The sequence below is a fragment of the Anaerocolumna xylanovorans DSM 12503 genome (genome assembly GCF_900143645.1).
Classification (GTDB): Bacteria; Bacillota; Clostridia; order Lachnospirales; family Lachnospiraceae; genus Anaerocolumna; species Anaerocolumna xylanovorans.
On sequence record NZ_FRFD01000004.1, the window covers coordinates 360,156 to 374,584 of the forward strand.

At 38.6% G+C, this 14,429-nt stretch carries 10 protein-coding genes; 1 reads left to right on the forward strand and 9 read right to left on the reverse strand.

Annotated features, from left to right (window positions below):
• Positions 1 to 54 precede the first annotated feature (54 nt).
• From BUF11_RS07750 to BUF11_RS07770, 5 genes are all read right to left on the reverse strand, one after another.
• Positions 55 to 480 carry a MarR family transcriptional regulator gene (locus BUF11_RS07750; RefSeq protein WP_073588394.1) on the reverse strand — a complete coding sequence of 142 codons (426 nt, stop codon included), beginning with the start codon at positions 478 to 480 and terminating at the stop codon, positions 55 to 57.
• Positions 481 to 722: 242 nt separating this feature from the next.
• Positions 723 to 2,045: a glycoside hydrolase family 30 protein gene (locus tag BUF11_RS07755; protein WP_073588261.1), complete on the reverse strand. Its 1,323-nt coding sequence runs from the start codon at positions 2,043 to 2,045 to the stop codon at positions 723 to 725.
• 14 nt (positions 2,046 to 2,059) lie between these two features.
• On the reverse strand, positions 2,060 to 3,664 hold the full coding sequence (locus tag BUF11_RS07760) for an extracellular solute-binding protein (protein WP_073588262.1): 1,605 nt from the start codon (positions 3,662 to 3,664) through the stop codon (positions 2,060 to 2,062).
• A 99-nt stretch (positions 3,665 to 3,763) separates the two neighbouring features.
• Positions 3,764 to 6,094 (reverse strand): helix-turn-helix domain-containing protein, encoded by a 2,331-nt coding sequence (locus BUF11_RS07765; protein ID WP_073588263.1) that lies wholly within the window; start codon positions 6,092 to 6,094, stop codon positions 3,764 to 3,766.
• Positions 6,095 to 6,219: 125 nt separating this feature from the next.
• Positions 6,220 to 7,224, reverse strand: coding sequence for a LacI family DNA-binding transcriptional regulator (locus BUF11_RS07770; RefSeq protein ID WP_175562011.1), 1,005 nt, complete (start codon positions 7,222 to 7,224; stop codon positions 6,220 to 6,222).
• Positions 7,225 to 7,619: 395 nt separating this feature from the next.
• Between BUF11_RS07770 and BUF11_RS07775 the strand changes: the two genes are divergently transcribed.
• Positions 7,620 to 8,960 (forward strand): carboxylesterase/lipase family protein, encoded by a 1,341-nt coding sequence (locus tag BUF11_RS07775; RefSeq protein WP_175562012.1) that lies wholly within the window; start codon positions 7,620 to 7,622, stop codon positions 8,958 to 8,960.
• Between the two features lie 91 nt (positions 8,961 to 9,051).
• On the opposite strand, the gene BUF11_RS07780 is transcribed toward BUF11_RS07775, so the two are convergent.
• The 4 genes from BUF11_RS07780 to BUF11_RS07795 all read right to left on the reverse strand — a co-directional run bounded on the left by BUF11_RS07780 (position 9,052) and on the right by BUF11_RS07795 (position 14,383).
• Positions 9,052 to 10,659, reverse strand: a complete 1,608-nt coding sequence (locus tag BUF11_RS07780; RefSeq protein WP_073588264.1) for a DUF3502 domain-containing protein — start codon at positions 10,657 to 10,659, stop codon at positions 9,052 to 9,054.
• A 58-nt stretch (positions 10,660 to 10,717) separates the two neighbouring features.
• Positions 10,718 to 11,608, reverse strand: a complete 891-nt coding sequence (locus tag BUF11_RS07785; protein ID WP_073588265.1) for a carbohydrate ABC transporter permease — start codon at positions 11,606 to 11,608, stop codon at positions 10,718 to 10,720.
• Positions 11,609 to 11,623: 15 nt separating this feature from the next.
• Positions 11,624 to 13,126: an ABC transporter permease gene (locus BUF11_RS07790; RefSeq protein ID WP_242952342.1), complete on the reverse strand. Its 1,503-nt coding sequence runs from the start codon at positions 13,124 to 13,126 to the stop codon at positions 11,624 to 11,626.
• Positions 13,127 to 13,432: 306 nt separating this feature from the next.
• A complete protein-coding gene (locus tag BUF11_RS07795; RefSeq protein ID WP_073588266.1) occupies positions 13,433 to 14,383 on the reverse strand; it encodes an aldo/keto reductase in 951 nt (316 codons plus the stop codon).
• Positions 14,384 to 14,429 lie beyond the last annotated feature (46 nt).

A 14,429-nucleotide genomic window follows, 5' to 3' on the forward strand; every position in this document is an offset into this window, starting at 1 on the left:
ATTTTACGGTACTGCCATAAATAGCATCCTTTCATTTATTTTATTTTTTAACCTTTACTCCTCCAAATTTCCAATAATATGCCTTAGCATATCTTCAAAGACGTCAACCTCTTCCTTTTTAAACCCTTTATAAAACAACTCATTCATCCGCTCCGATACACTGTCATATTCTTCCTTATATCTCCTGGCCTTGTCCGTTATGGATATGATGACCTGCCTTCGGTTTTTCTTATCGGCAGTCCGCTCTACCAGTCCGCTCTCTTCCATTCTGTCGAGCATGCCGGTCAAAGTCGTTTTTGCCAGGGAAGTCAGATGCCCTATCTCACTGATTGTGAGACTTTCCCTTTCCCACAATACATAAAGAATCCTACCCTGGGCACCGTTAAAGGCATCTATTCCGCTCTCCTTTAGCATTTTCTCAAAAGCCCTGCCCTGAAGCTGTTTGATCTGTGAAATAAGAAATCCTCCGTATGTTTTAATCTCTTCCACCTCCATGCTATATAGTATAGTACTATATAGAACTACTGTCAACCAAAATATTCCATCCCAGCTCCATTTCTTTCCTCAGTACACCTCAAGTTTGTGCCGAGGATTTCGCAGGCCCGCCTGCGAAACTGCCCAAATAGAAATTTGAAGAAAGCAATAAAAATTCCCGCCCGAAAACTTCCGGCGGGAATTTTTATTATTTCAGGGGGTATTCATATCCAAATAAAGAAGGAATATCAATCTTTCCAGCAAGCTGTAATAATGGAATGTGCTCCGATTTCTACCGGACAGCTCTTTCCATCCATCATGATTTCAAAATTCTGTTCCTCGTTTGTCTTGTTAAGAGCAACAAGCACCATCCCGCCATCCGGATTCAGAAATCCGCAGCAATCTAATTTATCGGTATATCTGGAAACCAGAACTCTCTTTGCTCCAGCCTTAATAAAACGGCTGAAATGTCCTATATAATAATAAGATAATTTTACATCAACCGTATCCTGTGTGGTATCACACATAACAGGTGCATCGCAGAAATTACCTACATGGTTGGGTCCGCCTTTTTCATCCAGAATAAGATTCCAGTCTATATAGCCATTCATTCCGGAATTTAAGTTTCCGATTATATCATGTGCATACATTTCCGCATTCTGTGTCTGGTTCGCTGTGGCAAATCTGGAATATTCCACACAGCCTTCCGTAAAAATAAGCTCTTTACCGGGATATTTATCCCTGATACACTGCAGCGCTTCAAAGTGATCTCCCGTATACCAATGGAAGGCAACACCTGATATGTCCTTTAAGGCTTTCTCATCTGCAAATACTTCCTCACAGCGCTCTACGATCAAATCCTTGTTATGATCCCAGCAACTGATCTTTACATCCAAAAGCCCTGCCGCTTCAAGTTTTCCCTTTAAGTGTTCACAGGCAAAACGTCTTTCATCTTCCCCCGTAAACTGGCAGGAATCCCATGTTTGTACCGCATTGGGCTCATTCTGGATGGTAACACGTTTGATTACGATCCCTTCTTTTTCATAGGCTTTAAGGTATTTTACAAAGATTTCTGCCCATGCATCATAATATTCTTCTTTTAATTTTCCGCCATTGTTCATCTCATTATTGGTTTTCATAAAGCCGGGCGGACTCCAGGGAGAAGCCAGCAGCTCAATATCCTTATTACGCTTTAGGGCTTCCTTGATAAAGGGAATCTGATATTCAAAATCTCCTTCAATAGAGAAAGTCTCAAGCTTCGTATCGTTTTCTTCCACATAAGCACGGTTTCCCAAGGAGAAATCACAGCTTTGGATATGTGTCCTGCAAAAATTATATTTATTGCCATCTTCTCCGAAATATAACGTAAGAAGTTTATCTTTGTTTTCCTCACTCATTTTACTCCAGGTATAAGCGGACGCTTCTGTAAATGCACCGCCAAAGCCCAGAATTTCCTGTCTCATTTCCCTGGGATAAACCTTTAACAGCTTAAATTCTTTTGTTGGAGTATAGGTAAACTCTCCATCTCTTTCTTCAAACTTTACATCAGCATTCGTTGTATATATTTTCATGCCAAATCCCCTTTCTACGGCTCACTGTTAAACCGGTCGAGAGCCTGCTGTGTTATCTCAACTGCTCGGTCTAAATCCATTCTTTTCAATTCACTTATATAATTGTCCCATTCGGTATTAATATTCATAACACCGGTAATAAAATTAACTGCCATGCTGTTCATATACTTTGTGACATCCGCTACAATCTTACTCCGCTCCTTTGATTCCGCACTGGTGTAGGTCAGAGAATTAGACAAAATATAAGAATCATCTCCTGTATTCCAGACTTTATAGCCTTCCAGATCCTGCTTAGGAACAGCATTTAATTCCCTTGTCCAGTCATATAAACCTCCAAGCCTGTTAGGAGGCAGCAAATACAATGCCTGCGCCTGTCCCATACTGTATTTGGAATTCTTTGAAATTTTATCCGTTACCTGGGGTTTTCCTTTGGAATTATAAGTAAAGGTGTCTTTTTCAATGCCATAATTAGCAAGAAGCGAACCTTCCTCCGTATAAAGATAGTCCAGCAATTCCATGGCGATTTCAGGATATTTGCATTTTGCAGATATCGTAACCGGATTGCCGATTCTACTGTCCTCTCTTCGGATATGCAGTACGTCACCTTCCTTTTTTACAGGAGATGCAACAGGTATAACATCCATCCCCGGAACAGCCTGTTCATACTGGGACATCATAATATACATAGCATTCCATGCTCCCGTCTGACCGCTCTCCACCATGGACTTATCCACCTGCCACTCACCGTTTATCATGAAATCGTGGTCAATTAAGCCTTTCTGGTACCAATCATTTAACAGTGTCAGATATTCCTTCCAGCCTTCCATAGCAGGTCCGTATACCACCCTGCCATTTACCTGCATGAAATTTTCATAGACCCCAAAACCGGCACTTAAGGCATGGGAATATTCAAGATAGCCATTTGCACCAATGCACAGAGGTGCATATGCTTTCTTTTTTTCTTTGAACAAGGTCAGCATATTTTCCCAATCATCATAGGTTACCGGAACGTCAAGACCAAGCTCGTCAAGCCAATCTTTCCTTACCTGTAAACCCATCCAGGGGCCCTGTTTCTTTGTGTAAATATTGTAGCATCCGGCAACTCTTCCCGAAGCGGTCGTGGTGCATTTTAACGCATAAGGATCCTGGTCCCGTAAGGCATTGTAATCCTTCAGATAAGTATTCAAATAAGGTGTCAGGTCCATATAATAGCCGTCGTCAATAGCGGCATCCAGCCCTTCCGGATATCCGTAGCCATAGTGGGATATAATATCCGTAAAATTATCCGAGGCAATCATAGAGTAATAAGCATCATTTTCTGAACCGATTTCAGGTATTACAAATTCCAGGCGAACTCCTGTACGCTTTTCCAGCTCCTTAAAGAACATATTATCATTATAATCTTTTATGATTCCTTCCAGATTGCTGTCAAGCCCTGCAAATACCGTTAGTGTAACCGGCTTGTCAGTTAAGGGAAGTTTCATACTCTGATTGGAGGTGTCCTCTGTTCCGGTTCCTTTTATATCTCCTGTTTTATTCTTAGCTGAACAGCCAAAAAGAACAGATGCTGTCATGGTCAGGATTAACAGTATGCTGATAATCCTCTTTATTTCCTTCATACTTCCTCCCTGGCACCTTGGACAATATTATTATAAATAACTTTCCCTTCGAATACATAGGGGCAACTTTTGATATTCGTTATGAAAATTATACTTCTATCAAGCCAATTCGACTAATTGCTTCTCAAAATTACTCTTGTATTGTCCTGGAGTGATTCCTTCGTATTTTTTGAATGTACGGATCAGCGATTTTGAATCCAGGTAACCGATTGCTTCGGCCGCCTCTCTTACGCTTTCACCAATTAAAAGTCTTCTCTTACATTCTTCAATCCGCCTGATATGTATCATATCTGTAATACCATAGCCGGTATAGCTCTTAAAAGTACGTCCAACATAGGACAGATTCATGTCAAGCTTGTCTGCCAGAACAGAAACATTCAGATTCGGATCCATATAATTATCTTCAACAAAATTTATAATTTCCTGCACCCAACAGGGATATTCATTCGTCAGGCACTTTTGTAAATGTTCCGTAATCTCTTTAAAGATATCATTCATAATATGTCTTGCAGATTCTATGGATTTCGCCTTTAACATCCGCTCCATAGGATTGAGCTTCCGAAAGAACTCTCCGTCGCTTCTTCCGATAATGTCGCTTAAGCAGCTATAGACCGTATTAATCAAGGCAAACATCCTGCATTTGTTAATATCCATGCAATGGATATCCTTAATGAACATTTCATCCAGTATCTGGTTCAACAGTTCCGCAGCCTGTTCATATTCCTTGGATGCAATAAGGTTATATAGCTTTTTCTGCCTTTCCATAAGCTGGCTGTCGTAACTATATATGGTATCATAAGCTGTGCTTGTCTCTTCATAAAAGGCAAAGGCTTCATAATCTTTCCCCCAGAAAGATTGAAATGACAGAACCAAAGTCGCCTCATTATAGGCCTTTGAAAACATTTCACAACCCTTATGCACCTTGCTTGCCCCAATATTTACTTTTAGATTCAAAAGCTTTTTGTAGATGTTTAGGCACTTCCTGATATCAAAAGCCAAAGAACCATCTGCCAGCGCTTCTTCACTGATATTGATTACACACAGGTGCATTCCGTCAACATCGCTTAAAAAGCCGGTATATTTGGATAAAATGGTTTCTTCAAAAATATTTTTTATTACAAACTTTAACAGCTTGAATGTATTTTCTTTTTCCGACTCGGTAATTCCTTTAAATAAATTGCACTCCATAATATCCACATAGGTGACAGCCATGGCAATAAACGGCCTGTTCAGATCGAATTCCGTATTAGAGGCAATGGTCTCCTCCAGAATGCTTTCATCATAATTCCAACCTTTCACATAGCCCGTAACCATCTGGTTAAACAATGCGTCCTTTGCCTGATAACAGGAATTACTCAAAGTCTTATTCTCCGTATACAGGTTCTCTATATAATTCTCAACGTTATCAAAATTGATATCTTTGACAATTTTCTTATTTTTCTTAAGTGCTGCAAATAATCTGGATATCGGCTTATAATTCTTAACGGAATAATACCATGCCAGCATAAAAGCCAGCGCTATCATCACAGTAAGCTGCAATCCTATTCCAAGTACCAGATTATTCATTTCCTTCATATAATGACTCTTTGGTATGGTAATGCAGTATTTGAAATCAAAATATTGGGAAGGCATATAGGAATTCACATATTTTATATTTCCGATTTTTCTTTCTATCAATTTGTTTTCATTGCCATAATCGTTATAGGATATGACATCTTCGGCTATACTTGCCTTGTTGTCACTTAAAATCTGATTTTTGGGGTTAACCCAATAAATCTTACCCTCTTTCATAGAAACAATATTCTCTGAGATGTTCTTCCAGGGAACCACTGTTACAACAGTAGCCAGCTTATCCTTATAATTGTAATTGTAGACATTCTGCAAAAACAATATGGTACTGTTTCCGTCCTTATCCTTTATAATCTTATACCCGTTATAATTCGGAGTATTAATATCATTAAGCATTTCTTCTTTCGTCAATTGATAGCTGTCAGCAAAAATATAATTTATTTCAGATGAATACAGCTTTGTATTCGTTACAATGCTGTCACTCTCATAAAAATAAATAAATATCTCACTGCAAAAGTTAATACTGCTCTTAATCGTATTAATTTCATCTTTCAGCTTCCAGGCCTCCAGCAAATCACTGTTGGAAAAGTCCCTTAGGTTTATCAATTCACTCAGTTTATCATTCTCTGCCAGCAGATTACTTGTCTTAACCACTGTCTCCAGATTATCATCAAAACCGTTCTTTAACTGTGACAACGTAGAGGATTGTGAGGCACGAATATCCTCTAATACAACCTTTCCGTAATTTATGTACACGAATAAAGAAATCAAAATAGGGAGCGTTCCTATTACCAAATATGAAAATAAATAAGAATAAAATATCTTATCTCGTGTTTTGAAACCAACTAATTTCTTCATCATATTCTCCCTCCATAACCATTTACATATGACGTTTAAACACCGGCACCCCAAAATATTATCAATTAGAAACGTTTCTAAGCCATGGCACATATTTTTATAAATCGTCAGTCTTTTCTTTTATATGTTTACATTACTCTGGCTTTAGCAGAATCCCTGTATATAATCTCCCCCATTAAATGTTCCGAGATTCCCTTTTCATCATTTTCAACCATATCCATTAAAATCTCTACCGACCTTATTCCCTGTCTTGCAATGGGATTTCTTACGGTAGTAAGTGCAGGAGTAAAATATCTTGCAACTTCGATATCATCAAATCCGACTACGCTGATATCCTCCGGCACTCTGTAACCCAATCTGTTAAAGGCCTTAATACAGCCAATAGCGCTGTAATCATTGGCTGCTACAATGGCATCCGGAATCGGATGGTTCCCCAGCCGGAATCTTGAGATGACGTCATTGTAAGCATAGCTTTCTTCAAACATTCCTTTGAAGAAATACTCGTCATTCACTTCAATCCCAATCTCCTCAAGGGCTGCCATATACCCTCTCTTTCGTTCCTGATTATCGTAAGTATATTCTTCTCCTTCTATGAAATAAATACGCTTATGCCCTAAATGAATCAGATACTTTGTCAAATCATATCCGGATTTATAAGAATCAAATAAAACACTGGAAATATCGGTTCCGTGCATATCTCTGTCTAAAAATACCGTCTTTATCTGGTTTTGTGTAATCAGCTCTATCTCATGTTCTCCCACGCGCTCAATGTCAAATACAATAATTCCGTCAAAATTCTTGCTTAAGACATTGCTTAAGAGCATCCGCTTGTCCCTGCTGATAACAATATTTAGCCCAAAACCCCTTCTCCTTAGCTCCTTGAATATGGAGTCTACTAACACATAGAAATAATGCCCGCTCACACTGGAGGAGAAAAGCCCAATGGTCATACTCTTTCTGGCTTTAAGCATCTTTCCGTTCATATCAGGAACATATTTAATGCTCTCTGCAACTTTTATAATTCTATTCTTCGTATCCTCGCTGACAAGAGGAGAATTGTTTAAAGCATTGGATACTGTTGATATAGACACTCCTGCTTCCTTTGCCACATCTTTGATTGTCGCTTTTTTCACTATTATCACACCACTCTTTTCATAAAACGTTTTTATTATTATAACATATGTACAATAACAGCACAAGTATTTTATGCAAATAACATATTTTAACCAAGTTATTTTTTCCATTTGTATAACTTCACTATATTTCTCATCATTTATACTCCACTTTTACTTTATGCAATAAGCAGAATATATTTGTTATAATGTCGAATTTAATGTATAATATACTGCGTAATCATTGTATTATCTCAATTCATCATCGTTTTTTCCAATTATTCCTTTTAATAGATAGTATATAATTTATACAGCATATAATATTTTTTATATATTTCTATAAACGTTTTTATATATATAAATATCAAACGCGACTTTGTACCTGCGGCCCAATGTTTGCAGGTATAGGAAAGGACATGGTTATTTTTATGATTCTTCAAACAGTTACAAATTACGGAAAGGTTGACGGTGTTTTATCTCCTATGGGCTTTGCCCTTTACAAGGGTATTCCCTACGCAGCACCGCCTGTCGGTGAGTTGCGTTTTCATCCGCCTGTGAAACCCGTAAGCTGGGATGGCGTACGTGTATGTGACCATTTCGGCAACGCCTGTCTGCAGCCAACGCCGCACACACCTGATACCTTCTACGGCAAAGAGTTTTATGCAAGCGGCGATTATCCCCCTTCTCTGGCGGAAGACTGTCTTTACCTGAATGTATGGACTCCTGCCAAATATGTGAATGATAAACTGCCCGTCATGCTGTGGATTCATGGAGGAGCTTATGAGTGCGGATATGGTCATGAAATTGAATTTGATGGTGATGAATATTGTAAAAGAGGCATCATACTGGTGACAATTAACTACCGTTTGGGTGTTTTCGGATTTTTTGCCCATCCCGAGCTTTCAAAAGAAAGCAATGGTTCCAGCGGCAACTATGGCCTTATGGACCAGATAGCCGCCCTAAACTGGGTCAAAGAAAATATTAAAGCTTTTGGCGGAAATCCCGACAATATTACTGTTTGCGGGCAATCAGCCGGAAGCCGCTCGGTCAATGCCCTTGCCTGCTCTCCTTTAACAAAAGGGCTATTTGAGCGTGCCATATGCCAAAGCGGTTCCGGACTTACAAACCCCTTTTCCACTGCCTCCTTAAAGGAAATGGAACAGCGTGGTCTGGATTTTGTGGCATGCACAAATGCCGGTTCCTTTGAAGAATTTAAGAAAATGAGCGGCTTGGAATTATTAAATCACTATACGAAAGATTATAAGAATAATCCCAGGTTTGAAAAGACCGGCTTTCATATCTGCACAGACGGATATGTCCTTCCCTCTTCCGTAGAGGATTGTATCTTAAAGGGCCTTACTCATGATATTGATTATATGACAGGTTCCAATTCCGATGAATTTCTTGGAACAAAGCAACTCCTCGACGGTAATTTGAACTGGGCAGATATCCATATAGCCGCAAAAAGGAAGCCCTTCTTTCATTACTACTTTGCCCATAAGCTGCCCGGTGATAGGGAAGGTGCTTTTCATTCTGCGGAATTATGGTATATGTTCGGCACCATAAAAAGATGTTGGAGGCCTATGACAGAGAAGGATCTGACATTGTCAGGTATCATGCTGGATTATTGGAGTGCCTTTGCAAAATACGGCTCACCAAGGGCCCCCTTCCTCAAATCCTGGACGCCTTATTCGAAAGAAGCTCCGCTTTCCATGTGCTTTTATGATGATTCCTATGGCATGGAATGTCTAAAATAACCTGCTAAAAGCCAGTTGCCGGTTCTGTGTAATTACTTCCCACAAAACCGGCAGCTGGCTTAACGTTTATTTGTAAATTCCTTATATTATTCTATTTATATCCGTGTTCGTCGCAATAAGCAGCCCACTGTGTCTTAAACTGTTCCTGACAAGTTTCAATACCTGCGTCTTTTACTTTATTTCTGAATTCAGCTACAGCTTTATCAACATCTGCTACAAGACCAGCCTGAAGAGGAGCCAAATACTGTCTCATAACATCTGATACTGCACTTCTTTCAACTTCATATGCAGTGTAATCTTCTGCAAAACCACCAAAAATATTTACGTTAGGGAATTTTGTCTTAGCTGCAAGTTCGCCGTATTTTGTAAACATCTGGTTTAAGATAGCATCGCTTTCCTGAGGAAGTTTGAAATCGCCGTTTCTTAAATCCCATGTATTCATATTTTCATACTTGTAGTCTTCAGACAGGTTCTTATAGTTACCGTTAGCATCAACCTCATAGTGAGTACCTAAAATACCATACTCAACAAGGTCATTTACTTCCTTATCATACAGTAATAAATCAAGTACCATTAATGCTCTGTCCTGATTCTTGGAGCTTGCTAAGATAGAAGTAGCATTCTGTGTTGCATGTGCAGGGAAGATAACGCCGGTTGTTTCGCCATAAGCAATATAGGCAGATTTCCAATCGGGATGGTTCTTCTCATACTCTGTAATAGCTGCAATGTCCTTATTAGGATTCTGTCCGGCAACAACTGCTGCACAAGTACCATTTTTGTATGCATCAGCATCGTTTGTATCAGATAATGCACTTCTTGACCAGAGTCCTTCATCAGCGAATTTCTTCATAAGCTTCATATCATTTACAAAGTCATCGGAATTCCAGTAATCATAAACTGTTGAAGGAGTATCATAGTTAGCTGCAAGACCATAAGGTAAACCATTGGGTGTAACCCAGGGATACTTATAGTTAAGAATGTTAGCAGCATCAAAAGCAACCTGTAAGCCTGAACTTTCACCTGTTGTTACAGATAATAAGCCCTGCTTCGGATCATTTTTCTTAATTCCAAGAAGGTAAGCTTCTAAGTTCTCAACGGAGTTCGGAACAGGAAGATCGTATTTTGCCCTTAAATCCTCTCTGTAGGAAACGCCGGATACTGTGTATTCAGGCCATGTATTCGGAATAGCATACAGCTTTCCGCCAACCTTACACTGATCTAATAAGCTGGTATCCATGGACTTGGCAATATTAGGAGCATCTTTTGCAATCAGGTCATCAAGTTCTGCAAAAGCGCCGGAGTTGGCTAAGGTTGCATAGTTTATCCAGTTTGCAGTATAGATAAGGTCTGCTGCACCGGATGTAAGCTCTAAGTTATACTTCTGGGTCCAGTCAGTCCATGTGGAGAACTGGAAGTCTACTGTAGCATTTGCTTTTTCTAATAAAAGCTTGTTGAGAGCATCTTCAACTACCTGCTCATCCTTAGGAGCATCACCCATTACATAGAATACCAAATCTACTTTTTTAGAAATATCAGGGGTGGCTTCTGCAGGAGTGTCTGTTGTTTCTGCAGTCTTTGTGGGAGTTGGTGTGTTTTCATTTTTGTTTCCGGAAGTGTTATCTTTCTTACCGCAAGCGGCCAAAGAAATCACTAAGGAAGCAATGAGAAGTAAACTAAAAAGCTTCTTGATTTTTTTCATATTCATCCTCCTAAATATAATATTATTTATATTAAAAACGCCGTCTGGCGCCTTAATATCAACCCTTTACAGCACCTACCGTAATACCGGATACAAAATACTTCTGTACAAAGGGATAGAATAGTAATACCGGACCGGTAGCAACAACTGCCATGGCAAGCTTAATGGATTCTGTAGGAAGGTCCGCTGTTGAAACACTGGTATTCTGTGCCATCTGCCTTAATGCCTGAGTAGCATTCAGTAAATCATATAAGTAGAACTGTAATTCCCATGTCTTACTGCTGGTACTGAACATAGAGGAACGGTACCAGTCATTCCAATAACCAATTGCAAGGAACAATCCAATGGTAGCAAGTCCGGGTCCAAGCACCGGCATTACAATTTTAAGAAAGATTGTTACATGCCCTGCACCATCTATTTTTGCCGACTCTGCAATTGCATCCGGAACAGATTCTTTAATGAAGGTTCTCATTAAGATTACTAAGAACGGACTCATTAAAGCCGGGAACCATATTGCAAAGGTAGAACCCTTCAGGCCAAGTACACTGGCGTACATTAAGTACCAGGGAATCATACCGCCGCCGAAAATACTGGTAAAGTAAATGATAAAGGATATATTATTGCGGTATTTGAACTCGGGTCTGGATATAACATAAGCTGTCATTGTTATTATAAAAAGTCCAATGCCTGTACCAACTATGGTATAGTAGAAGTTCATCTTATACGCCTGTAAAATATCCTGCGGAGCCTTAAAAATTGTTTTATATGCCGATATTGTAAAGTTCTTCGGCAATAAACCATAACCTTCTGTAATGATGGTATAGTTATCCGTAAAGGAACCGGAAATAATTATAATAAACGGAAACACACATACAGCTGCCATAAAAGTCAGCAGAATATATATAATTACTTTAAAAACGATTGTTGAACCTGATTGCTTTATCTTCATTCCATTCACTCTCCTTTAGAATAATGCATAATCCGAATTCTTTCTCTTTACGATAAAGTTCGTTACCATAATTAAGACGAATCCGAATAAGGACTGATAAAGACCTGCTGCTGTACCAATACCGATGCTTAACGGCTGGGTCGTAGTGATACGGTATACATAGGTATCAAAGATATCCGTTGCATTGTATAATACGCCGTTTGTTCCGACCATCTGGTAGAACAATTCGAACTGCCCTTTCATAATGCTTCCTAATGAGAATAAGAACAGGATAATAAAGGTAGGTTTAATTAACGGTAAGGTAATATAGCGTATCTGCTGTACAAGGCTTGCACCGTCAACTTTTGCCGCGTCATAATATTCATCACTGATTCCGACAATCGTTGCCAGATATACAACCATACCGTAACCGATATTTTTCCAGATATAGAATACCGTTATCAGGATGGGCCAGTAATGAGGTGTGTTATAGAAGTCAATCTTTTGGCCGCCCATAGCAGCAACCATAGTATTTACTACACCGGAGTCATATTCAAATAAGTTATAAACCAAAACCTTAAGAATAACGAAGGATACGAAGTAAGGCATGAACATCAAGGTCTGTGATGTCTTCTTAAACCATTTCACACCTGCCTGGCTGACAAAGATAGCAAATACAATCTGTAATATGTTACCTAATGCGATAAATACAAAATTGTAAAGAACCGTATTTTTCGTAAGTTTGAATAAATCTGCTTTTAATAGATACTCGAAGTTCTTCATTCCTACGTAAGGACTTCCCCATAATCCGTCACGGAAATTGAAGGAAGTAAAAGCATAATACACACCTATCATAGGAAGATAATTGTTTATTAACAGATAAACTGCGGCAGGAACTAACATTGCGAAGAGAACCCAGTTTTTTCTTAATTCATATAGGAAACCATGTTCTTTATAAATCTCTCTTTCCGTTTTTTCAACTATCTTTACTGCTGCATAAGCTATAATCGATAATATTAAGACTACATATACAATTGGAGAGATAAAAATAGCATCTGTGCCGATTTTCTTATTGGCAAAAGGCATATAAACGATAGCAACCACTGAAAGCGCAATGTTAAATATCATTGCCGATTTCGCTGTAAAATACAAATGCAGATTGCCTTTTGACTCCTTCTTTTTCATAAAGACTCTTATAACAAATATAATATTAAAGTAAACGGATGCCACTGCAAGTATCAGCAGAATCATTGTAAATAGTCCTATATTACCTTGTTTCGTATACTTAACAAATGATAACATGTCATATAAGTTATAACTGGACATTAATTTACCGATTACATCCTCTTTAACTCCAATACTTTGAAAGAGTGAATCCGGATTAATAATGTAGATCCATTTTACAAAAGGAATTGATAAAAGCAATGTAATCACTGATGCCACTATACCGGCAAGTAGTCCAAGCTTTTTACCATGATACTCTTTTTCAAATATAGCTGACAGACCAGGTTCCGGTTTTCGATTTTCTTTACTTTTCATGTGATATTCCCGCCTTTAACTAATATTCATATTATTAAAATGTACCAAAAAATTTTGCAAAAACTATGATGTCGTATACAACAAGGTCATTATATAAGCAGAATAGCTAAAACAACATGGGCAAAATCGTACTTTAGGTTATAAAAATACTAATTTTGGATTCGCAAATTTATATTTCAAGTATCAAGATTTGACTTTTATACACAAAAAGGTAGAAACAGACATTATATGTTTCATGTAATCACAACATATAATTCCATTTCTACCTGGGTTTTATACTTTTATTTTGTATATATTGCAAAACTTTCAGCCAATTTGAAGCCGCGTAAGTTCCTTATCCAGTAATTCCATCTCTTTCTCTGAAAGGCTCCAGTCAAAAGCAGCACAATTTTCTTTTGCTTCCTGTTCATTTCTTACACCGATAAGTGCCGTTCCTACAAAACTCTTTTGCGTACTCCAGTTTATGGCGACCTGTGCTACCGGTTTGTTATGTGCTTCTGCTATTTTATCCATTGTTTTTAAAAGTTCCATTATTAATGAAAATTTTGGTTCTTTGTAAAAATCATAAAAGGTTATTCTTAAATCACCTTTTTCATATTCCGGAAGCTTTCTGACGGCTCCGGATAAAATGCCTGCTCCCAAAGATCCATAAGTTAAGGAATCGATGTTTCTTTCTGCTCCCCATTTTAAAAGCTCTGTGAATTTTTGGTTAACCATGGAAAACGGAGGCTGCTGAACATCAATTTTAAGATACTTTTCTGCTTCTGTAATCTGCTCTTCGGAAAAATTGGACACTCCGACAAATCTTATCTTACCCTGCTTCTTTAGAGTAGACAGTGCTGCCATAGTCTCATCAATAGGGGTATCAAGATCCGGCCAATGCACAAAATAGAAGTCCAGATAATCTGTTTTGAGATTTAACAATGAACTTTCAATTTCCCTCATAACATTCTTATAGCTGGCATTGCGGGTATAGCCGCCTTTATACAGATCAGGTACCAGTCCGAATTTTGTGGATACCAATATCTTATCCCTTGGAACTTCCCTGATGGCTTCTCCTACTATCATTTCAGAAGCACCGTTTCCATAGCATGGTGCCGTATCTATCAGATTCACACCGCCATCGATCATGGCCCGGATACCTTTTACTGCTTCCTGCCTGTCAACCTGTCCATAATTATCTACGCCGATTGCCCATGTACCTACAGCCAAGGAAGACACTAATACATCTGCATTCTTAAACTGTTTATACCTCATATCAGTTCCTCACTTCCTTTATTTGATCCATAAAGTTTCCTGTCGC